Annotated in this window: 20 protein-coding genes and 1 pseudogene; 2 read left to right on the top strand and 19 right to left on the bottom strand. The window is 69.5% G+C overall.

Annotated features, from left to right (window positions below):
• Window positions 1–339 precede the first annotated feature (339 nt).
• The 12 genes and pseudogenes from ACZ5C2_RS25025 to ACZ5C2_RS24970 all read right to left on the bottom strand — a co-directional run bounded on the left by ACZ5C2_RS25025 (window position 340) and on the right by ACZ5C2_RS24970 (window position 12,727).
• The gene (locus ACZ5C2_RS25025) at window positions 340–3,198 is read right to left on the bottom strand and encodes a DEAD/DEAH box helicase (RefSeq protein WP_468794975.1); all 2,859 of its coding nucleotides are present in this window, start codon (window positions 3,196–3,198) and stop codon (window positions 340–342) included.
• Between the two features lie 39 nt (window positions 3,199–3,237).
• Window positions 3,238–4,128 (bottom strand): diacylglycerol kinase, encoded by an 891-nt coding sequence (locus ACZ5C2_RS25020; RefSeq protein ID WP_468794972.1) that lies wholly within the window; start codon window positions 4,126–4,128, stop codon window positions 3,238–3,240.
• A gap of 31 nt (window positions 4,129–4,159) precedes the next feature.
• Window positions 4,160–5,029, bottom strand: coding sequence for a twin-arginine translocase subunit TatC (gene tatC, locus ACZ5C2_RS25015; protein WP_468794969.1), 870 nt, complete (start codon window positions 5,027–5,029; stop codon window positions 4,160–4,162).
• 92 nt (window positions 5,030–5,121) lie between these two features.
• Complete coding sequence (gene tatA / locus ACZ5C2_RS25010) at window positions 5,122–5,403, bottom strand: Sec-independent protein translocase subunit TatA (RefSeq protein ID WP_145870252.1); 282 nt, start codon at window positions 5,401–5,403, stop codon at window positions 5,122–5,124.
• Window positions 5,404–5,838: 435 nt separating this feature from the next.
• A complete protein-coding gene (locus ACZ5C2_RS25005; RefSeq protein ID WP_468794965.1) occupies window positions 5,839–6,033 on the bottom strand; it encodes a hypothetical protein in 195 nt (64 codons plus the stop codon).
• Between the two features lie 10 nt (window positions 6,034–6,043).
• The gene (locus ACZ5C2_RS25000) at window positions 6,044–6,304 is read right to left on the bottom strand and encodes a hypothetical protein (protein ID WP_468794962.1); all 261 of its coding nucleotides are present in this window, start codon (window positions 6,302–6,304) and stop codon (window positions 6,044–6,046) included.
• A 107-nt stretch (window positions 6,305–6,411) separates the two neighbouring features.
• Window positions 6,412–7,404: pseudogene (locus ACZ5C2_RS24995) on the bottom strand (helix-turn-helix transcriptional regulator); the annotation flags it as partial.
• 18 nt (window positions 7,405–7,422) lie between these two features.
• The gene (locus ACZ5C2_RS24990) at window positions 7,423–8,400 is read right to left on the bottom strand and encodes a helix-turn-helix transcriptional regulator (RefSeq protein WP_468794959.1); all 978 of its coding nucleotides are present in this window, start codon (window positions 8,398–8,400) and stop codon (window positions 7,423–7,425) included.
• Between the two features lie 123 nt (window positions 8,401–8,523).
• Window positions 8,524–8,895 (bottom strand): FKBP-type peptidyl-prolyl cis-trans isomerase, encoded by a 372-nt coding sequence (locus tag ACZ5C2_RS24985; protein ID WP_030835713.1) that lies wholly within the window; start codon window positions 8,893–8,895, stop codon window positions 8,524–8,526.
• Window positions 8,896–8,956: 61 nt separating this feature from the next.
• Window positions 8,957–9,958 carry an FKBP-type peptidyl-prolyl cis-trans isomerase gene (locus ACZ5C2_RS24980; protein WP_468794956.1) on the bottom strand — a complete coding sequence of 334 codons (1,002 nt, stop codon included), beginning with the start codon at window positions 9,956–9,958 and terminating at the stop codon, window positions 8,957–8,959.
• A gap of 138 nt (window positions 9,959–10,096) precedes the next feature.
• Window positions 10,097–11,458: a Pup--protein ligase gene (pafA, locus tag ACZ5C2_RS24975; RefSeq protein ID WP_468794953.1), complete on the bottom strand. Its 1,362-nt coding sequence runs from the start codon at window positions 11,456–11,458 to the stop codon at window positions 10,097–10,099.
• 9 nt (window positions 11,459–11,467) lie between these two features.
• Window positions 11,468–12,727 (bottom strand): MFS transporter, encoded by a 1,260-nt coding sequence (locus ACZ5C2_RS24970; RefSeq protein ID WP_468794950.1) that lies wholly within the window; start codon window positions 12,725–12,727, stop codon window positions 11,468–11,470.
• A 95-nt stretch (window positions 12,728–12,822) separates the two neighbouring features.
• Between ACZ5C2_RS24970 and ACZ5C2_RS24965 the strand changes: the two genes are divergently transcribed.
• Window positions 12,823–13,833: a LacI family DNA-binding transcriptional regulator gene (locus tag ACZ5C2_RS24965; RefSeq protein ID WP_468794947.1), complete on the top strand. Its 1,011-nt coding sequence runs from the start codon at window positions 12,823–12,825 to the stop codon at window positions 13,831–13,833.
• Window positions 13,834–14,378: 545 nt separating this feature from the next.
• On the opposite strand, the gene prcA is transcribed toward ACZ5C2_RS24965, so the two are convergent.
• The 6 genes from prcA to arc form a co-directional block, all read right to left on the bottom strand.
• Window positions 14,379–15,149 carry a proteasome subunit alpha gene (prcA, locus tag ACZ5C2_RS24960; protein ID WP_468794945.1) on the bottom strand — a complete coding sequence of 257 codons (771 nt, stop codon included), beginning with the start codon at window positions 15,147–15,149 and terminating at the stop codon, window positions 14,379–14,381.
• 69 nt (window positions 15,150–15,218) lie between these two features.
• On the bottom strand, window positions 15,219–16,064 hold the full coding sequence (prcB, locus tag ACZ5C2_RS24955) for a proteasome subunit beta (protein ID WP_468794942.1): 846 nt from the start codon (window positions 16,062–16,064) through the stop codon (window positions 15,219–15,221).
• The gene (locus ACZ5C2_RS24950) at window positions 16,016–16,192 is read right to left on the bottom strand and encodes an endonuclease domain-containing protein (protein ID WP_468795047.1); all 177 of its coding nucleotides are present in this window, start codon (window positions 16,190–16,192) and stop codon (window positions 16,016–16,018) included. The genes prcB and ACZ5C2_RS24950 overlap by 49 nt, the downstream gene beginning before the upstream one ends.
• A 286-nt stretch (window positions 16,193–16,478) precedes the next feature.
• Window positions 16,479–16,697 (bottom strand): ubiquitin-like protein Pup, encoded by a 219-nt coding sequence (locus ACZ5C2_RS24945; RefSeq protein WP_468794939.1) that lies wholly within the window; start codon window positions 16,695–16,697, stop codon window positions 16,479–16,481.
• Between the two features lie 177 nt (window positions 16,698–16,874).
• Window positions 16,875–18,386 (bottom strand): depupylase/deamidase Dop, encoded by a 1,512-nt coding sequence (gene dop / locus ACZ5C2_RS24940; RefSeq protein ID WP_468794936.1) that lies wholly within the window; start codon window positions 18,384–18,386, stop codon window positions 16,875–16,877.
• Window positions 18,387–18,618: 232 nt separating this feature from the next.
• Window positions 18,619–20,385: a proteasome ATPase gene (arc, locus tag ACZ5C2_RS24935; protein ID WP_468794933.1), complete on the bottom strand. Its 1,767-nt coding sequence runs from the start codon at window positions 20,383–20,385 to the stop codon at window positions 18,619–18,621.
• A 245-nt stretch (window positions 20,386–20,630) separates the two neighbouring features.
• Between arc and ACZ5C2_RS24930 the strand changes: the two genes are divergently transcribed.
• Window positions 20,631–20,936 carry a ferredoxin gene (locus tag ACZ5C2_RS24930; protein ID WP_468794930.1) on the top strand — a complete coding sequence of 102 codons (306 nt, stop codon included), beginning with the start codon at window positions 20,631–20,633 and terminating at the stop codon, window positions 20,934–20,936.
• A 78-nt stretch (window positions 20,937–21,014) separates the two neighbouring features.
• Here the strand turns inward: ACZ5C2_RS24930 and ACZ5C2_RS24925 are convergent, their stop codons facing one another.
• Entirely contained in the window at window positions 21,015–21,593 is a 579-nt protein-coding gene (locus ACZ5C2_RS24925; protein ID WP_468794927.1) for a hypothetical protein, read from the bottom strand.
• Window positions 21,594–21,858 lie beyond the last annotated feature (265 nt).

The following is a 21,858-nucleotide window of genomic DNA, read 5'->3' as shown; positions in this document are numbered from 1 at the left end:
ATAGGGGAACAAGCGCACGATTTCATCTCAACCCAGTGCGCTGCGGGCGAGCTTAGTCCGAGCGGATCATCGCCATGTCATATTCAGCGAGTGCCGGAAATGACCTCTGGGGCAGGAGTACGCTCGTGACATTTGCACGCTGCGCCGCCTTTCGAACACATTGAGTTACGGCGTACGGGCGTGCGAAAACCACTCACCGTCACGAGTGAGGGAAGCCCCCGGCGACCTCATCCTGCCCATCGGGCGGGCCGACGATACGGCCCACACGGCGCAGTGGAACGCACAAACCCGGCGCGCGCGGGGCGCACCGGGCTTTGTGGCGGTATCGGTCGGCTTCGGTCAGCCCACGGAGGAGTAGGCGACCACGCCGCGCAGCAGTGCGTCGACCGCCTTGCGGGCGTTCTTGGCGACCGTCGGTCTCTCGACGGCCGGTGCCGCGGCCGAGATCTGCCCGAGCACGTCGATGACCTGCTTGCACCAGCGCACGAAGTCACCGGCCGGCATCTCCACCTCGCGCAGCACCTCGTCCAGGCCCTTGCCCGAGGCCCACATGTAGGCGGCCCAGGCGAAGCCGAGGTCGGGCTCGCGCTGGCCCACCCCCTCGGTCTGGCTGATCCGGAAGTCCTCCTCCAGGGCGTCCAGCCGGCCCCAGATGCGCACCATCTCGCCGAGCGCCGCCTTGGCCTTGCCCGAGGGCAGCTTGGGCGCCATCGCGTCGTCGGCCACCCGGGCCTCGTACACCAGCGCCGAAACGCAGGCGGCGAGTTCGGCCGGGGCGAGCCCTTCCCAGACGCCCTCGCGCAGACATTCGCTGGCCAGCAGGTCGAGTTCGCCGTACAGGCGTGCCAGCCGCTTGCCGTGCTCGGTGACCTCGTCGCCGCGCAGATAGTCCATCTCGGTCAGCAGGGCGACGATCCGGTCGAAGGTGCGGGCGATGGTGTTCGTCCTGCCCTCGATACGGCGCTCCAGCTGCGAGGTGTCGCGCACCAGCCGGTGGTAGCGCTCGGCCCAGCGGGCGTGGTCCTCACGGTCCTGGCAGCCGTGGCACGGGTGCGCCCTCAGCGCCTTGCGCAGCCGCGCGATCTCCCGGTCGTCCGCCGCCTGGGAACGCTTCTTGCGGTGCCGGTCCGGCGGGATGTGCCCCGCCTTGGTGCGCAGGGCGGAGGCAAGGTCCCGACGGGACTGCGGCGAACGCGGATTGAAGGACTTCGGGATCCGCATCCGCTCCAGCGCCTCCACCGGCACCGGGAAGTCGATCGACGCCAGCCGCTTGACCTGCCGCTCGGCGGTCAGCACCAGCGGACGCGGACCGTCGTGGTACTCCACACCCCGGTGCCCGCCCGAACGGCCCGCGGGCAGCCCCGGATCGAGAACCAGAGCCAGCCCCGCGAACTTTCCGGCGGGTACGTGGATGACGTCACCGGGCTTGAGCTTCTCCAGCGCGACAGCGGCCTCCGCGCGCCGCTGCACCGCGCCCTGCCGGGCCAGTTCGGTCTCCCTGTCCTTCAGCTCCCGGCGCAGCCCCGCATACTCCTCGAAGTCGCCGAGGTGGCAGGTCATGGAGGCCTTGTAGCCCTCCAGCCCTTCCTCGTTGCGCTGCACCTGGCGCGAGATGCCCACGACCGACTTGTCCGCCTGGAACTGCGCGAAGGACGTCTCCAGCAGTTCGCGCGAGCGGTGCCGGCCGAACTGCTCGACCAGGTTGACCGCCATGTTGTACGAGGGCCTGAAGCTGGACCGCAGCGGATATGTCCTGGTGCCGGCCAGTCCCGCCAGGTGGTCGGGGTTCATGCCACGCTGCCACAGCACCACCGCGTGGCCCTCGACGTCGATGCCGCGCCGGCCCGCCCGGCCCGTCAGCTGGGTGTACTCGCCCGGGGTGATGTCGGCGTGCTGCTCGCCGTTCCACTTGACGAGCTTCTCCAGCACCACCGAGCGGGCGGGCATGTTGATACCGAGGGCGAGGGTCTCGGTCGCGAACACGGCCTTCACCAGACCGCGCACGAACAGCTCCTCCACGACCTCCTTGAACGTCGGCAGCATGCCCGCGTGATGGGCCGCGATGCCGCGCTCCAGGCCTTCGAGCCACTCGTAGTAACCCAGGACGTGCAGGTCCTCGGCCGGGATGGAGGAGGTGCGCTCCTCGACCAGTGAGCGCACCTGGAGCCGCGCCTCCTCGTCGTTGAGCCTCAGTCCCGCGTACAGGCACTGCTGGACCGCGGCCTCGCACGCGGCGCGGCTGAAGATGAACGTGATGGCGGGCAGCAGGCCTTCGGCGTCCAGGCGCTCGATGACCTCGGGCCTGCTCGGGATCCACACGCGCGAACGCTGTCGGCGCTCCCGCTCCCGGTCGGCCTCGCGCGTGTTGCCCCGCCCGCGCCGGCGGTCGCCCCAGGAGGGGCGGCTCGCCTCCAGGCGCGCCATGCGGGTGAGGTCGGGGTTGACGGCCTTCTTGTGGCCCTCGCCCTCCTCGAACAGGTCGTGGAGGCGGCGTCCGGCGAGCACGTGCTGGAACAGCGGCACGGGCCGGTGCTCGGAGACGATCACCTGGGTGTCACCGCGGACGGTGTCCAGCCAGTCGCCGAACTCCTCGGCGTTCGACACCGTCGCCGACAGGGACACCAGGGTCACCGACTCGGGGAGATGGATGATCACTTCCTCCCAGACGGCACCTCGGAAACGGTCGGACAGGTAGTGCACCTCGTCCATCACCACATAGCCGAGGCCGAGGAGGGTCTGTGATCCTGCGTACAGCATGTTCCGCAGCACCTCGGTGGTCATCACGACCACCGGAGCCTCGGAGTTGACGCTGTTGTCGCCGGTGAGCAGGCCCACCTTCTCCGTGCCGTAGCGGCGGCACAGGTCGGCGTACTTCTGGTTCGACAGCGCCTTGATGGGTGTCGTGTAGAAGCACTTCTTGCCCTGGCCGAGGGCGAGGTGGACGGCGAACTCGCCCACGATCGTCTTTCCTGAGCCGGTGGGCGCGGCGACCAGCACGCCCTTCCCCGTCTCGAGCGCCTGACAGGCCTCGATCTGGAAAGGGTCGAGGCCGAAGTCGTACATCTCGCGGAAGGAGGCGAGCGCGGTGGCCTGCTCGGCAGCGCGCCTGCGTGCTGCCGCGTACCGCTCGGCCGGTGAGAGATCGTCTGTCATCGTGCTTTCGAGCGTACCGGGCCGCACCGACAACAGGACGATCATTATCGGGAACCGTCCCGGTGCGCAGCGCGGGCTGCCGGGTCAGGGGCCGACGACTCGGAGGGCGCCCGGTACGCACCGCGCGGTCAGCGGCAGCGGGCCCACCGGCTCGCCGTCCGCATAGCCGGTGACCTGCTCGGCGGCCAGTTCGACGCTCGCCGCGCGCAGCACGGTGACCGCGGGGTGGCCGACGTGCGTCCCCCGGTACACCTTCGGGAACACCCTGAGCAGCGTGGCCCGGCCACAGTCGCCCACCACCGTGATGTCGAACAGCCCGTCGGTGAGATCCGCGCCAGGGCAGATCCGCATGCCGCCGCCGTACGACGGCCCGTTCCCGACAGCCACCAGCGTCGCCTCGACCTCGCGGACCTCACCGCCGTCGAGAGTGATCCGGTACGGCAGCGGCCGGAAGGCGGCCAGCTCGGCGACCATCGCGACGTCGTACTTCAAGCGCCCGAGCGGCAGCCGCATCCGGTTGCCGCGGTCATTGACCCGGGAGTCGAAGCCGGAGGCGAGCACGGCGCCGAACCAGCGGTCGCCGATCCGGCCGAGGTCGATGTCACGGACCCGGCCGCACTTGAGGGCATCGGCGATCATCCGGCCCGCGGCGGCCGGTTCCCGCAACGGCATGCCGAGCGCGCGGGCGAAGTCGTTGCCGGTTCCGGCGGCGACCAGGCCGAACGGAGTGCCGGTGCCGACGACGGCCTGCAGGGCGAGGTTCGCCATGCCGTCGCCCCCCACGGCGACCAGCGCGCCCGTGCCCTGCTCGATCGCGGCACGCGCCCGGGCCAGGGCGTCCCGCGGGTCGTCACCGAGGACGGTCCGCACCGAGAAGCCGGCGTCCCGCAACGCGGAAGCGGCCGGCAGCGCCGCGCGGGCGCCCCGGCCGCGACCCGCGGTGGGGTTGACGAAGAGGGTGATCTCGCTGGTCACGGGAGTGACCCTATGAGCTGCGAGGCGGTCCTCAGGTCACGTCGTCATAACCGTTGACCCGGTCCTTGGTCGTCTGCTCGGGCAGGGCGGCCACGGGCTCCACCGTTTCGATGGGCTCGGGTGTGAGATCCAGCTCGGAGGCCTCGTCGTCGTCGGGGCCCTCGGACTCCTTGCGGGCCCGTCGTTTGTCGTTGAGCAGCGAGATCGCCACAGCGACGAAGTAGAGGACGACGATGGGCCCCGAGAGCGCGATCATGCCGACCGGATCGGTGGTGGGCGTCGCGACCGCGCCGAAGACGAAGACGCCCATGACGACACCGCGCCACCAGCCGATCATGCGGCGGCCGGAGACGATGCCGACCATGTTCAGCATGATGAGCAGCAGGGGAAGCTCGAAGGCCAGACCGAAGACCAGCACCATCCTGATGGTGAAGTCGAGCACCTCGTCGAGCGAGAGGATGTTGGCCGATCCCCCGGGTGTGAGGCTGAGCAGCACCTTGATGCTGACGGGGAGGATGACGTACGACAGGTAGGCGCCGCCCACGAACAACGGAACCGCGGCCGCGACGAAGACGTACGTGTACTTCTTCTCGTGCTTGTGCAGTCCGGGGGCGATGAAGGCCCAGAGCTGGTAGAGCCACACAGGGCTGGAGACGATCAGGCCGGCCATGAGGCTCACCTTGATCGTCGTGGTGAACGGTGACGTCAGCGTGTTGAAGGAGACGATGGCACAGTTGCCGCCGTCGCTGTTCGCCAGGTCCTCGCATTTCGGCACCGGCTCCGCGAGGAACTGCATGAGCTGCTCGCTGTAGAACGCGGCCACGATCATCACCAGGACAATCGCGACAACGGCCTTGGCGAGACGATTGCGCAGCTCACGAAGGTGTTCCACCAGAGGCATGCGCCCCTCGGGATCCCTTTCGTGTTTGCGGGCAGACTTGAGCAACCCACGTTCCCATCTCGTGCGGCGGGCCGGAGGTCACCGGCCCTGCGTCAGCGCTTGGTCGTGTCCGTCGGCTCGGTGACCGGGCGGGAGCTGGTCACGTCGCCGGGGGCCGCCTGAATGGTGCGCTGTGCCGGGGGCTGCTCGCCGGTGGCCGGCGGATCGGCCGGGGCAGAGGACTTGTTGTCGTCCTTCATCGCCTTGGCCTCGCTCTTGAGGATGCGCGCGGACTTGCCGAGCGACCGCGCCATGTCCGGGAGCTTCTTCGCGCCGAACAGCAGGATGATGACGACGAGGATCAGAATGATCTCGGTAGGTCCGAGCCGTCCCATAAGTCTTTACCTTCTCACCGAGGCGGGTGGGTGGGTAGCTGTCCGACCGGTCGGACATGCGCCCGAACGACGGTGCTGGCAGCGATCGTAACGCTCAGGGGTGAACGTCCGGCAATCCCCGTGCGTACTCCCGTCCGCGGTCCGCGCCTCGTTCTCCGGGCCGCGCTCAGCAGCGTACCCGCCGCGCCCCCTGGGTCGACAGGCCGCACGCCCGCCGAGCCTCCGCTCCTGCGGGCAGTCGCGCCGCAGGACGACGGGGGCACCTCCCGCTCGGGCGAAGCCGAGAGCGGATGAGGCACCAAGCCAGCGCCGGGCCGCGCACCTCGGTCCGCCCCCGCGCAGGGCGACCGGACCGAGCACCCGGGGCCGCCTGCGAGCTCCCTCGACACACCGCAGCCCGGCACGCGCCGACCCGGCGAAGGGGGCCCGGACCGTTCAGAGCGCCTCGGCAGACCGCGCCGCACTCCCCGCCGCCCGCTCCAGGTCCTCCGCGGCCCGGCTGATCCGCCGGGCCGAGTCCGTGACCTGCCTGCCGAGCCGCTCCGCCTCGACGAAGACCCGGACGGCGAACACCCCGAGCACCAGTACACCCAGGAACCCCACGGCAACCGCGAACATCGGCCAGAACATGAGGGCGAGCCTAGACGGTCGAGTGCAGCCGCAGCGTCCGGACCCCGCCCCCGGTCAGCAGCTCCACGATCCGCTCCCCCGCCGGCTTCCGGACGGCAACCCCGCACCGCGGGCAGGTGAAGGAGTAAAAGGTGGTACGACTGCTCGCCCCGATGGCCAGCCGCAGCGCACCCGCGGCGAGCTCGAAACGTTCCCGGCAGTCCGGGCAGCCCGCCCGGAACATCACCGGGGTCACGCTTCTCATCCCGGCGAACGCGGACGCCGCCGTCATGCCCCGCGTCCCAGGGGTCGCCGACTCGCTCAAAGCCCTCGCTCCTGCCTGTCGTCCTGCCCGTACCCCACCGGCTGCCCGCACCGCGCCCGAGGTGCGGCCGCTCATCCGGCGGCCTCGACCCCGTCGTACGCCGCCAGTGCCTCGCGGGCGGCATACCGGGCGCTGTCGGCGAGCTCGGGCGGTTCGACGATGCGGCCGTCGCGGCCGAGCCGCAGGGCCAGCCGCCTCAACGAGGCCGGCTCGGGTGTGCGCAAAGTGATACGCAGTCCGCCGTCGGGAAGCTCATCCGCGCTGTCGTGCGGGTAGTACTCGGCGACCCAACGCCCGCCCGGCGCGACCTCGACCACGACCTCCGGGTCCTCGGCCGCGGGCTGCACCAGGCCTTCCGACAGGTCCCGCAACTCGACCTCGGGCGGCGCGGACGGCTCGTCGAGGATCCTGATCTCGGCGACCCGGTCCAGCCGGAAGGTGCGGCGTGCCTCCGAGCGGCGGCACCATGCCTCCACATAGGTGTGGCCGACGCTGACCAGGCGGATGGGGTCGATCTCCCGCTCGGTGACCTCGTCGCGCGCGGGCGAGTAGTAGCGGATCCACAGTCTGCGGCGCTCGGCGATGGCCCGGTCGACGTCGGCGAAGACGCCGCCCTCGGACTCGAAGGTCACCGAGAGCCGGGAGCTGGCACCGGCCGCCTCACCGGCCGCGGTCTCCACCTTGGCGGTGGCGCGCAGCAGCGCCTGCCGGTCGCTTTCGCGCAGTCCGGGCAGGGTGGCCACGGCGCGGGCGGCCACCAGAAGGGCGGTGGCCTCGTCGGCGGCCAGGCGCAGCGGCTCGGCCGCGTCCGCGCCGAGTGCGGCCGGGTTGTGCCACCAGATGCGCTCGCCGTCGGTGTCGATGTCCAGCAGATCGCCGCCGCGGAAGCTGGTGCCGCACATGGGCAGCACGTCGAGGTCGGAGACCAGCTCGTCCTCGGTGATGCCGAAGGCGCGCGCCACGTCCTCGATCCGGGCGCCGGGGCGCTCGCGCAGATACGTCACCAGGGAGAGCATCCGCCGGGTCTGGTCGATGGCGTTCACGGGCCTGACCGGTTTGCCTGCCACGTTCTTGTCCGCTCCCCCTCAGCCCTTGGCCACGGCACGCAGCCGGTCCACCACATCGGTCCGCAGCTCGGCGGGCTCCAGGACCACCACGTCCGGTCCGAACTCCACCAGCCAGGCATCCAGGCCGTGCCCGTACGGAATCTCCAACTCGTCCCAGCCGTCACCGAGTTCCCGGACCGCCGTGGCCTTCGCCCGAAGGGGGTAACCGGCGTCGGAGCGCAGCCGGATACGCGCCGAGCGGTCCGCGGTCTCCCCGGCCCAACTCGCCACGGTCTCCCGTACGGTGACGACGTCCGGCACCGGGACGGTGAACCGTCCGTTGCGCGAGCGCACCTTGCCGGTGATCCGGGAGAGCCGGAAGACCCGCTCGGCGCCGCGGTCCCGGTCCCAGCCGGCCAGATACCAGTGGCCGCGCCAGCACTCCAGTGCCCACGGTTCGACATGCCGCTGTTCGGGCTGGGCGGCGTTGGCCTTGCGGTAGTCGAAGACGACCGGCCGGCGGTCGCGGCAGGCCAGCATCAGCGGCTCGAACGCCGCCTCGTGCACGGGGATGCGCGGTTCGAGCGCACCATGGGAACCGTACGGGTCGACGTCCTCGGGGATGCCCGCCGCACGCAGCTTCTGCAGGGCGCCGCTGGCCGCTCCGGCGAGCCGGGCCTGCTGCCACACCTTGGCGGCGAGCCCGAGGGCCGCTGCCTCCTCGGCGTCGAGGGTGATGGGGGGCAGCCGGTTGCTGTCGCGACGGGCGAGATAGCCGGTCTCGCCGTCGAGGTTCTCGACGGTCTCGATGACCAGTCCGAGTTCGCGCAGATCGTCCTTGTCCCGCTCGAACATGCGGTTGAAGGAGTCGTCCGAGCCCGCCACGCCGTTTCCCGGCCTGAATGCCTCGACGTACGCCTCGATGGAATCACGCAGCTCGCGCTTGCTGAGCGGCCGCCGGGTCCCGAGCAGACACAGCGCCAGATTCATCAGCCGCTCGGCCTTGGCAATGGCCATCGACGCGCTCCGCCTCCCTATGGTGCTTACGAGCGATGACCGTACAGCCCCGCGGCGGCGCGGCAAAAGCCGAGGGCCCATGCCCGGACAGGCATGGGCCCTGGACGATCGGCTCCGGTCGGATCAGACGCCGAGCAGGTCGACCACGAAGATCAGGGTCTCACCGGGCTTGATCGCCGGAGTGGGGCTCTGGTTGCCGTAGGCGAGGTGCGCGGGGATGGTCAGCTGACGGCGGCCGCCGACCTTCATGCCCTGCACGCCCTGGTCCCAGCCCTTGATGACCCGGCCGCCGCCGAGCGGGAAGCGGAACGGGGTGCCACGGTTCCAGCTGGCGTCGAACTCCTCGCCCGTGCTGAACGCCACGCCGACGTAGTGAACGGTGACGGTCTGGCCCGCCTGCGCCACCTCGCCGTCGCCCTCCCAGATGTCCTTGATCTCGAGGTCCGCCGGGGGCTCGCCGCCCGGGAAGTCGATCTCGGGCTTGTCGATGCTCACGTCTAACGCTCCTGCTTGTCTGCGGAAAGGCGAACACGCACAGTCTTACATCCCCACGGCGTCACAGCTTCGCGAGGATGTCGACCGAGAAGACCAGTGTGGAGTCCTTCTTGATGTCGCTGCCCTGCGGCGGGTTCTCCCCGTAGCCGAGCTCCGGCGGGATGACGATGAGGACCCGGCTGCCGACCTTCTTGCCGGTGAGTCCCTGCGCCCAGCCCTTGACGACCTGCTGGAGCGAGAACGACGTCAGCTGCCCCCGGCCGTAGGTGGAGTCGAACTCCTTCTCCCCGTCCCACAGCACGCCCTTGTACTGCACGAGGACGCTGTTGTCGGCGCCGACCTCCTCGCCGTCGCCCTCGAGGATGTAGCTCGACACGAGCTTCTTCGGCGGATCGGTGTCGGGCACCTCGATGGAGGGAGCCTTGCCGTCGGTGTTGGTCCCGACCTTGGGCAGGTCCTTGTTGTCCTGAGCCACCTCGCTGCCCTTGGCGGAGCTCTTGGCGTTGAACGCGTCCTGCACGTCGACCACGAACACCAGCGTGTCGGTGCCCTTGATGCCCGCCTGCTCGTTGCCCTGTTCGCCGTATCCCCAGGTGGGCGGGACGGCCATCTGGACGCGGCTGCCGGTCTTCTTGCCCGTGAGCGCGTACCGCCAGCCGTCGATGATGGTGCCCTGAGCCAGCTGGATGGCCAGCGGGCTCTTGCGGTCGTAGGAGTTGTCGAACACCTTCGCGGTGCTCCACACCTGGCCCAGGTAGTGGGCCACGACGAAGTCGTTCTCGGCGACCGTCTTGCCGCCGCCCGCGATGACCGTCTTGACCGCGAGGTCCTTGGAGGGGTCACCGCTGCCCTTGGCCACCGTCGGCTTCTCCCCGAACTTCGTACCCGCCGTGATCGCCGGCAGGGGACCGTCGACGATCTTCGGCGGCGGCGCGGCGGACGCCTCCGGCGCCGAGGGCGACGCGCTGTCGCTGGCCTTGCCCGACTCGGACTTGTCGTCCCCGCACGCGGCGAGGGTGGCCAGTCCAGCGGGAACGGCAATGAGAAGTGAGCGTCGGCGCACGGTGGGGGCCTCGTAATCATCGATCTTGTGGATGGCGTCCGCGCAACTCTACGGCGTGACGAGGGCGCCGCACGGTGTAACGTACGGCGCCCGTGTGACGTTCCGGGAATTCTTCCGATCCCTGGCGGAACGCCCTGCTCACATTCCGGCGATCAGCTTCTCCACCCGCTCGTCCACCGAACGGAACGGGTCCTTGCACAACACGGTGCGCTGGGCCTGGTCGTTGAGCTTGAGGTGCACCCAGTCGACGGTGAAGTCCCGGCGTTGCTCCTGGGCCCGCCGGATGAAGTCGCCCCGCAGCCGGGCCCGAGTGGTCTGCGGCGGTACGGACTTGCCCTCGAAGATCTTCAAATCGTTGCAGATCCGGGCGGCTTGTCCCCTCTTCTCCAGCAGGTAGTACAGGCCCCGCCGGCGGTGGATGTCGTGGTAGGCGAGGTCTATCTGCGCGACCCGGGGGTGCGACATGGTCATGTTGTGCTTGGCCCGGTACCGCTCCAGGAGCTTGTACTTCATGACCCAGTCGATCTCGGTGCCGATGCGGTCGAGGTCCTCGGACTCGATCGAGTCCAGCGTGCGGCCCCACAGCTCCAGCACCTGCTCGACGGTGCCGGTGCGGATGCCCCGGCGCTCGCAGAAGTCCACTGCCTTCTCGTAGTACTCGCGCTGCACCTCCAGCGCGGACGCCTCCCGGCCGCTGGCCAGGCGCACCTTCCTGCGCCCGGTGATGTCGTGACTGACCTCGCGGATCGCCCGGATCGGGTTCTCCAGGGTGAGATCGCGCATGACGGTGCCCGCCTCGATCATGCGCAGCACCAGGTCGGTGGCGCCGACCTTGAGCAGCATGGTCGTCTCGGACATGTTCGAGTCGCCCACGATGACGTGCAGCCGGCGGTAGCGCTCGGCGTCCGCGTGGGGCTCGTCGCGCGTGTTGATGATCGGCCGGGAGCGGGTCGTCGCCGAGGAGACGCCCTCCCAGATGTGCTCGGCCCGCTGGCTGACGCAGTACACCGCCCCGCGCGGCGTCTGCAGCACCTTGCCGGCGCCGCACAGCAGCTGGCGGGTGACCAGGAACGGGATGAGGATGTCCGCCAGCCGGGAGAACTCCCCGTGCCGGGCGACGAGATAGTTCTCGTGGCACCCGTAGGAGTTTCCGGCCGAGTCGGTGTTGTTCTTGAAGAGGTAGACGTCGCCCGCGATTCCCTCCTCGTGCAGGCGTCGTTCGGCGTCCACCAGGAGTCCTTCGAGGATGCGCTCGCCGGCCTTGTCGTGGGTGACCAGCTCGGTCACGTTGTCACATTCGGGTGTCGCGTATTCCGGATGTGACCCCACGTCGAGATAGAGGCGGGCGCCGTTCCGCAGAAAGACATTGCTGCTTCGGCCCCATGACACGACACGGCGGAAGAGGTACCGCGCCACCTCGTCAGGCGACAGGCGGCGCTGTCCCCTGAACGTGCACGTGACGCCGTACTCGTTCTCCAGCCCGAAAATGCGGCGGTCCATGAGGGAACATTACGCCCGATCCCCTGAACCCAAACGAGGTTCGAGGGCACGGTTCGGATCATTTTCCGAACGGGCCGCAACCACGGCTCGTCCGGCGGGACCTGCCAATACCCGTCCGGTGGCGATCAAAACCAGCAGCGACACGCCGCCCGCGGCGCCGGGTACGGCGAACCCCCACAGGGCCCCGCCCGCCTCGACCACCGGACCGGTGAGGCCCGTTCCGACCGACGCCCCCACGGTGAAGGTCGTCACCAGCCAGGAGAACGCCTCCGTCACCGTCCCGCGCGGCGCATGCCGGTCCACGAGCACGAAGGCACAGGCGATGGCCGGCGCCAGGAAGAGCCCGGCAACCACGGTGAGCAACGTCATGGCCACTACGCCGGGCATCAGCATCAACGGCAGATAGCACACCGCCAGAAGGGCCACCAGCACCTGAAGCCGCCGTGCGGGCTCACCGGCCCACTGCCGCGCCCCGTACGCCATACCGCCGATCAGGGCACCCAGCCCGATCCCCGCCATCAGCCAGCCGTACACACGGTCCCCGCCGTGCCCGTCGGCGTACGACATGGCCGCCACCGTGATGGACCCCAACGCCATCCCCACGGCCAGGAAGGCACCCAGCAGCGCGAGCAGCCCCGGCGAGCGCAGCGCACCCAGCCAGTGCGCCTCACGCGGTGCCGACCGCCAGGCGCGCGAGGGCGGCGAGACGACGACGGAGAGAGCGCCCAGTACCCCGATGACACTCAGCACCAGCAGCGCGGCCTGCGCGGACCACAACGCGGTGCACACCGTCACCAGCAGCGGCCCGACGGTGAACATCACCTCCTGGGCCACGGCATCCATGGCGTAGGCCCGGTGGACATGGTCCTCCTTGGGCAGCACGGAGGACCACAGCGCCCGCAGTCCGCCCTCCAGGGGCGGAGTGAAGAGTCCCGCTGCGGCCACCGCGCCGTAGGCCGGCGCCGGGGACCCGATCCCCACGAAGGCGAACACAGCCATCGCCAGCGCCGACAGCACGGCGGCCGGCAGCTGCACCCGCGGCTGTCCCCGCAGGTCCACCAGCCGCCCGAGCACGGGCTGCCCGACGGCGTTGGCGACGCCGTACACCGCCGCCAGGGCGCCGGCCAGGCTGTACGTACCGCCCTCGGCGCGCACGAACAGCACGATCGCGACGGCCGCGGTCGCGTTGGGAAGCCGTCCCACGAGCGTGCCGACGAGCAGCCGGGTGGCGTGCCGTGCCCGGAGGATCTCCAGGTATCCCGTGGCCATTCCGGCGCCTCCACTGGAAAGTGTTACGTATAACTAAGGTCTCCATACGTACCATGTCCGCTGTTCACCAGTCCAGACGAAGGAGCGGCCCGACGATGCCCCGAGCCGGCACCCGCCCCACGAGCCGGGACGTCGCCCAGGCCGCCGGCGTTTCCCAGGCCGCGGTCTCCCTGGTCCTCGGCGAGAAGTGGCGCGGCCGGGTCTCGGTGGCCACGGCGGAGCGCGTCCGCGAGGCCGCGCGCACCCTGGGCTACCGGCCCAACCTGGCCGCCCGCAACCTCCGTCTGGGCCGCACCCGCACGGTGCTCCTGGTCGTCCCCGCGCTCACCACGGAGTTCTTCGCGGGCGTCTACACCGGGGCCGCACGGGTGGCCTCCCAGCACGGCTTCGGTGTGGTCCTCTACCCCTCCCCCGAGGGGATCGGCCCAGCCCGCGACCCCTTCGCGTCCGCCCAGGCCGCCCTGGACGGCGTGATCGCCTCCTCCATGGCCGCGGAGGCCCTGACCGCGATCCGCGGAGACCAGCTGCCGCTGGTGATGCTGGACAGCGATCCCGGGGGCACTGTCGGCGCGGCCACGGTCAACCTCGACATCGCCGACGGTGTCCGCCAGGTCACGGACCACCTGCTCGGCCTGGGCCACCGTCACTTCCTCCACCTGGCGGCGGACGTGGCGTCCTGGACCTTCGAGGTACGCGCGCGGAAGCTGGTGGCGCGGCTGCGGGCGGTACCGGGCACCTCGTTGCGTACGGCGCGGGCGCCGATCTCCATCAGGGGTGCGGAGGCGTCGGCGGAGGTGGCTCTCTCCGGGGCACCGGACCGGCCGACGGCGGTGGTCTGCGACGACGATCAGCTTGCGGCGGGCGTGTACAAGGCCGCACGGCGGCTGGGACTGCGGGTTCCCGAACATCTGTCCGTCACCGGGTGGGACGATCTGGCGCTGGCGACGGCGATCGATCCGGAGCTGACGACGGTCCGTCTGGACGCGGAGCTGTTCGGGGAGCGGGGGATGGGGGCGCTGCTGGCGGTGCTGGAGGGCCGTGTCCCCTCGCCCGGCGACATCCCGGTCGACCTGGTGGTACGGGGATCCACGGCACCGGTGCGGTGAGGGGTGCCCCCGCTCCTGTGGGGCCACGTTTCGCACACCCGGTCCTTGTGGGACGCCCCGCGGCGAGGTGGGCTGTACGGCCCGGGCTTGCGGGGGCCTCGCACCGATGTGGGCCGGGGCGTTTGCGGGGCGCCCTGCGCTGATGTGGGCCGGGGGAGGTCGCGCAGCCGGCGCCGGAGGGGTGCCGTCGCGCCCACCCGTGGCCGGCCCGGCGGTACGGCTGCCCGCGGAAGCGGAGACGGAGGGCGGGCATCCCGCCGCGCACGGCGGTCGGTGCGGGGGCGGTGGCCGGGGCTGGTCGCGCGCGGCGGGAAGGGGACGGGGCGGGGCGGGGGCGGTGGCCCGCAGCGACTGGCGCGTCCGCACCCTCAACCCGACCAGGACACCGGTTCCGCACCAGTCCGAGGACGGATACCCCCGACCTGGCTCCGCCCCACCCACCGACCGCAGGCGCTGCACCAGCCCTCACCCGACCGAAAGCTGCGCCGCAGGCACGCCGCAGGCATCCGCCCACCACGCCGCAGGCACGACGCGGGCCCGGGTCCCTACTCGACGTCACCGCCGGAGTCGGTCTCCGCGTCCTCGCGGTCCTCCGCCTCCGCCGCCGTCTCGGCTCCGCCGGCCTCCAGCAGACGCGCCAGCTGCCTGGCGCCGATGCGCCTGAACTTCCGCTTCTGCGGCCTCATACGGTCCAGCACCGCCACCTCCAGCCGCTCCGCGGGAATCTCCCGCTCACTGCCGTTGGTGTCGCGGGACAGCGACTGCACCGCCAGCTCCAGCGCCTCCGCCAGCGTCATCCCGTCCCGGTGCCGCTGGTCCAGGTATCCGCTGATCTGCTCCGCGTTGCCCCCCACCGCCACCGAGCCGTGCTCGTCCACGATGGAGCCGTCGTGCGGCAGCCGGTAGATCTGGTCGTTCTCCGGGGTCTCCCCGACCTCGGCCACCACCAGTTCCACCTCGTACGGCTTCTCCCCCACGCTCGAGAAGATCGTCCCGAGCGTCTGGGCGTACACGTTCGCCAGACCCCGGGCGGTCACATCGTCGCGGTCGTAGGTGTAACCCCGCAGATCGGCGTATCGCACGCCCCCGATCCGCAGATTCTCGTACTCGTTGTACTTTCCGGCGGCAGCGAACCCGATCCGGTCATAGATCTCGCTGAACTTGTGCAGCGCACGGGACGGGTTCTCGCCGACGAACACGATGCCGTCGGCATACTGCAGCACGACCAGGCTGCGGCCACGGGCGATGCCTTTGCGGGCGTACTCCGCCCGGTCGGCCATCGCCTGCTGAGGTGAGACATAGAACGGCGTCGACACCGGTTATCCGTCCCTTTCTGTCGAAGTCACTGGATCACCCTGAAACAACCGAACAACCCGCCTGCGGCCCTACAGCAGCGAGGCCCGCGGACCGTCCGGCTGCTCCAGCCGCCGCTCCAGCACGGACCGGGCGATGTCGGCCGCCTCGTCCTCGGTGAGCCGGCGGAAGCCGTCCTCGGTGATCACGGTGACGATCGGGTAGATCCGGCGGGCGACATCGGGACCACCGGTCGCCGAGTCGTCGTCTGCCGCGTCGTACAGCGCCTGCACCACCAGTGTGGTGGCCTCGGCCTCGCTCAGGTCCTCCCGGAACAGCTTCTTCATCGCACCGCGCGCGAAGACCGACCCGGAACCGGTGGCGGCGTACCCCTGCTCCGCGGAACGCCCGCCCGTGACGTCGTAGGAGAAGATGCGTCCCTTCTCCCGGTCCACGTCGTACCCCGCGAACAGCGGGACCACGGCGAGGCCCTGCATCGCCATGCCCAGATTCGAACGAATCATCGTCGAGAGCCGGTTCGCCTTGCCCTCCAGCGACAGCTGCGCGCCCTCGACCTTCTCGAAGTGCTCCAGCTCCAGCTGGAACAGTTTCACCATCTCCACGGCCAGCCCCGCCGTACCGGCGATGCCCACCGCCGAGTACTCGTCCGCGGGGAACACCTTCTCGATGTCCCGCTGCGCGATGACGTTCCCCATGGTGGCCCGCCTGTCACCGGCGAGTACGACCCCACCGGGAAACGTGACGGCGACGATGGTCGTCCCGTGCGGCGCCTCGATCACACCCTGGACGGGCGGCAACGTCCTCCTGCCCGGCAGCAGTTCCGGCTGCTGCTCGGAGAGGAAGTCCATGAAGGAGGAGGACCCTGGCGTCAGGAAGGCAGCCGGCAGACGCCCGGTGCTACGAGTGTTGGCTTCCACGCGATTCCTTCCACGTATGCGGCAGCCCGCCTTATGGCATCGGGCCGATCCTTGAACTGCCCCAGCGCTGCACTGCAGCTGAAGCACAGTACGCCACGGACCCTACCCGTCTCATGGCAGTGATCCACCTGCTTGGCCGGGGCGTCCGGACAGAACACACAGGGCCCTGCCCCACCCGAGAGGCGATCATCGCGTCAGGCTCACGCTCGGCTTCGGTCATGCCGATGGAACCGAGCCTCCTGGCGCTGCCGGCAGTACTCGGCAGAGCACTCCCGGCAGCACACCTGGAGACCGCCCGGCGCGGCCTCGCTCGTCGCGAACGCAGCCCCGGACAGCGCTGCTTCACCCCGAACAGCGCCCGATGCCTGACTATTCGGTCACGGATCCCGATTTCACCTTGGATTCAAGGTGAAATTACTCCCCACCCTTTTGAACAAACGATCGAACGAAATCCTCTGCGTTGGCTTCGAGCACGTCGTCGATCTCGTCCAGGACGTCGTCCACGTCCTCGTCCAGCTTTTCCTGACGCTCCTTGAGGTCCTCGGAAGCCTGCGTCTCCGCCGCCTGCTCCTCGACCTCCTCCGTGGACCGGGTGGCCTTCTGCTGCCCGCCGCCGGTGTCCTTGGTCGCCATCACCCTCACCCCGCTCGGTTCGCCCGACACACTTGCTCGGTCAAGATCAGACCCTACTCCCAGGGTCCGACAATGCCCCCGTCGTTGCTCCAACGTACGGGGACCACCTCGATGATTCCCGGACCAGGCGTTTTCCACCCTGTCCGGCCGTCCTTCCCGGGTACCCCCGGTACCCGCTCAGTTCCCCGACAACACCCTGACCAGGTCTTCTGCCGTGCGGCAGCGGTCCAAAAGCTCCTTGACGTGATTACGCGTTCCGCGAAGCGGTTCCAGGGTTGGGACCCGCTGGAGCGAGTCCCGGCCCGGCAGATCGAAGATCACCGAGTCCCAGGAGGCGGCGGCGACATCGTCCGCGTACTGCTCCAGGCACCGCCCGCGGAAATACGCGCGAGTGTCCTCCGGAGGGGCCGTACGCGCCCTCTCGACCTCTCCCTCGTCCAGCAGGCGCTTCATCCGCCCACGGGCCACCAGACGGTTGTACAGGCCCTTGTCGGGACGTACGTCGGCGTACTGGAGGTCCACCAGATGCAGCCTGGCGGCGTCCCAGTCCAGGCCGTCCCTGCGCCGGTAGCCCTCCATGAGCTCCCGCTTGGCGACCCAGTCCAGCTCGCCGGCCAGGCTCATCGGGTCGTTCTCCAGGCGCGTGAGCGTGTCCTCCCAGCGCAGGAGGACGTCCTGGGTCTGCTCGTCGGCATCGGCCCCGAAGCGTTCCTCCACGTACTTGCGGGCCAGCTCGAAGTACTCCATCTGAAGCTGCACCGCGGTCAGCGTCCGCCCACTGCGGAGCGTGACGAGTCGCTTCAGGGACGGATCGTGCGACACCTGGTGCAGCGTCCGCACCGGCTGGTCCACCGCCAGATCCACCGCGATGAACCCGTCCTCGATCATGGACAGCACCAGTGCGGTCGTCCCCACCTTCAGGTAGGTCGAGATCTCGGACAGGTTCGCGTCGCCGATGATCACGTGCAGCCGCCGGTACTTCTCCGCATCGGCGTGCGGTTCGTCACGGGTGTTGATGATCGGGCGCTTGAGCGTCGTCTCGAGGCCGACCTCGACCTCGAAGTAGTCCGCGCGCTGACTGAGCTGGAAGCCGTGCTCGTGGCCGTCCTGGCCGATGCCGACGCGGCCGGCGCCGGTGAAGACCTGGCGTGAGACGAAGAACGGCGTCAGGTGGCGCACGATGTCCGAGAAGGGGGTCTCCCGCTTCATCAGGTAGTTCTCGTGCGTCCCGTAGGAGGCGCCCTTGTTGTCGGTGTTGTTCTTGTAGAGGTGGATCGGCTGGGCGCCGGGAAGCTGCGCGGCCCGTTCCGCCGCCTCGGCCATGATCCGCTCGCCGGCCTTGTCCCAGAGCACGGCGTCGCGCGGGTTGGTGACCTCGGGGGCACTGTATTCCGGGTGTGCGTGGTCCACGTAGAGCCGCGCACCGTTGGTCAGGATGACGTTGGCCAGGCCGATGTCCTCGTCGGTGAGCTGGCTGGAGTCGGCGGCCTCACGGGCGAGATCAAAGCCTCGCGCGTCCCGCAGCGGGTTCTCCTCCTCGAAGTCCCAGCGGGCCCGGCGGGCCCGGTGCATCGCCGCCGCGTAGGCGTTCACGATCTGGGACGAGGTGAGCATGGCATTGGCGTTGGGGTGACCGGGCACGGAGATTCCGTACTCCGTCTCGATGCCCATTACTCGCCGTACGGTCATGCGGCCCTCCTTGCCCGGCGGCGTCCCCGGTCGGGGACGCTGCTGTACCGCTGGCGCTCCGGTGCGTGTGCGGTGCCCGTCCCCGCACTGCGCGACTCGGCGGTACGGACGAGCCTAGAACGCCTTCGCCCTGGTGGGGAGATCATTTGCGTCAATTGCTGTGCTCCAGCCGTGGCCCAAAAAACAGTCGGCTGCGGGTACCCGCTGAGGGCACCCGCAGCCGCCCTGGTTTTTACAGGTACTGCCCGGTGTTCGCCACCGTGTCGATGGAGCGTCCGGTGTCCGCGCCCTGCTTTCCGGTGATGAGCGTACGGATGTACACGATCCGCTCGCCCTTCTTTCCGGAGATACGGGCCCAGTCGTCCGGGTTGGTGGTGTTGGGCAGGTCCTCGTTCTCCTTGAACTCGTCCACGCAGGCCTGGAGCAGGTGGGAGACGCGGAGGCCCTTCTGCTTCTTTTCCAGGAAGTCCTTGATCGCCATCTTCTTGGCGCGGCCCACGATGTTCTCGATCATGGCACCGGAATTGAAGTCCTTGAAGTACAGGACTTCCTTGTCTCCGTTGGCGTAGGTGACTTCCAGGAAGCGGTTTTCCTCGGATTCCGCGTACATTTGTTCCACAGCGGTCTGGATCATGCTCTGGACCGTCATGGACTTGTCGCCGCCGTGCTCGGTGAGGTCGTCGCCGTGCAGCGGGAGGCGTTCGGTGAGGTACTTGCCGAAGATGTCCTTGGCCGCCTCGGCGTCCGGACGCTCGATCTTGATCTTCACGTCCAGCCGGCCGGGCCGCAGGATGGCGGGGTCGATCATGTCCTCACGGTTGGAGGCGCCGATCACGACCACGTTCTGCAGGCCCTCCACGCCGTCGATCTCGGCGAGCAGCTGCGGGACGATGGTGTTCTCCACGTCCGAGCTGACACCGGAGCCACGGGTGCGGAAGAGGGACTCCATCTCGTCGAAGAAGACGATGACGGGAGTGCCCTCGCTGGCCTTCTCCCGGGCCCGCTGGAAGACCAGGCGGATCTGCCGCTCGGTCTCACCGACGTACTTGTTCAGCAGCTCGGGGCCCTTGATGTTGAGGAAGAAGCTCTTGCCGGCGGCCACACCGGTGACCTCGGCGACCTTCTTGGCCAGCGAGTTGGCGACGGCCTTGGCGATGAGCGTCTTGCCGCATCCGGGGGGCCCGTACAGCAGCACACCCTTGGGCGGCCGCAGTTCGTGCTCCTTGAACAGGTCCGGGTAGAGGTACGGCAGCTCGACCGCGTCGCGGATGGCCTCGATCTGGCCGCCGAGGCCGCCGATCTGCTCGTAGCCGATGTCGGGGACTTCCTCGAGGACGAGTTCCTCGACCTCGCTCTTGGGGACGACCTCGTAGACGTAGCCCGAGCGGGGCTCCATGAGCAGGGCGTCGCCGGGACGGATGGTGACGTCCAGCAGCGGCTCGGCGAGCCGCACCACCCGCTCCTCGTCGGTGTGCCCGACCACCAGGGCCCGTTCGCCGTCCTCGAGGATCTCCTTGAGTGTGACGATGTCGCCGACGCGCTCGTACTTCATGGCCTCGACCACGTTGAGCGCTTCGTTGAGCATCACTTCCTGGCCACGCCTGAGCTCCTCTAGCTCGACGCTGGGGCTCACGTTCACCCGTAGCTTGCGGCCGCCGGTGAAGATGTCGGCCGTGCCGTCCTCGTTCGCCGTGAGGAAGACTCCGAAGCCGGCGGGGGGCTGTGCGAGCCGGTCGACCTCCTCTTTGAGGGCCACGATCTGGTCGCGTGCCTCGCGGAGTGTGCCCGCGAGTCGTTCGTTCTGGGCGGACACGCCGGCCAGGTTGGTCTGCAGCTCGACGATCCGCTCTTCGAGAATCCTCGTGTGTCGCGGAGAGTCGGCGAGCTTACGTCGCAGGACGGCGATCTCCTGCTCAAGGTAGGCGATCTGCCCGGCCGGGTCGTCGGACCCGCGTCCCGGGCGGATGCCGCGGTTCATGTCGTCGTCGTGGGCTGCCACGGTCCTCACCTCCTCCAAGGGGAGCTGGACGCTTCCAGACCCTACCTGGGCGGGTGTCGATTGAAACCCCTAGATCACAAAGACGGTCGGGGTGTGTCCGATCTTCACCCTTGCGCTCTCCCTCACGCCAGGGGAATACCCACCGCAGATGATCGGAACCCAGGCAAAGGTAGGGTCGAAGTGTTCAACACCCGTCGGAGCTGGCCGGATTCCCGTTCGGTTCGACGCAGGAAACAGCAGGAGGGATGAGCGTGCAGCAGGAGGCCGGAGTCGTCGGCGAGGACCTGGAGGTCTGGATCGACCAGGATCTGTGTACCGGCGACGGCATCTGCGCCCAGTACGCGCCCGAGGTGTTCGAGCTGGACATCGACGGTCTGGCCTATGTGAAGAGCCCGCAGGACGAGTTGCTGCAGGACACGGGGGCGGCAACACCCGTACCGCTGCCGCTCCTCACCGAAGTGATCGACTCCGCCAAGGAGTGTCCGGGCGAGTGCATCCACATCCGTCGGGTTTCGGACAGGGCCGAGGTGTACGGGCCGGACGCCGGGTGACGGATATGGCACGGCACGTCACGACTGTCTGATTTCTCACATCCCGGCCTGCGCGCCCCGAGGCGACCTCGCGCCAAATCACACGTTCTTGGCTCCGGACGGGACGGATCGTACGAACGCGCCGTTGCGCCACCGCCATTTCACGCTCTCGCGCACATCGGGGCAGCAACTGGGCACATCGGCGGTCGAGTAGCCGAGCAGGGTGGCGGCGACCTCGCCGTCGCGTACGGCGAAGTCGTCGACGTTGGTGCGGTCCTTGGGGTCGGCGAGGGTGGCGACCACACGCGGCTCGGCGCTGCCGGCAGCCTGGGTGACGACGTAGACACCGTCGGGCGGGGTGCCCATCGCGGAGTCGCAGTGCACCACCGCCACCGTCTCCGGCCGTCCGTCGCCGTCGAGGTCGCCGGACGCCTTCTTCTTCACCACGGGCTTCACCCGGCCGCACTCGAGGGGGAAGTCGACGGCGGCCGGGTCGGGCGGGGCGATGTGTGCCGGGGCGCTCTTCGTCTGCGGCCCGGGTGTCGGGACAGCGGTCGCCGCGTCGGGTCCCAGGACCGAGGACAGGGCCACGACACCGGCGAGGGCCGTGGCGGTGGCGACCCAGTGGATCGGGCGTGCATGCGTGTGGGCGAGCTCCGGAACGGCGGAAGGCTGCACTAGGAGTGTCTCCTGTGAGGGCTGTACCGGTGGGGGTGGCCAGCATCGTGCCACACGTCACAGTTCGGAGGGAACGGCGGGGTGTGCAGTTCCGGTGCGGGGGACCGGAGTGGGTTGCGGCCGCTGCCCCGTGTCGAGGTGCCGTGGTGTCGATGTGTCAACGCGAAAGCGGGGGGGGGGGGGGGGGGGGGGGGGGGGGGGGGGGGGGGGGGGGGGGGGGGGGGGGGGGGGGGGGGGGGGGGGGGGGGGGGGGGGGGGGGGCGTT

The sequence above is a fragment of the Streptomyces sp. NPDC031365 genome, from assembly GCF_055569765.1.
This window is presented reverse-complemented; position numbering and strand designations above follow the sequence as displayed.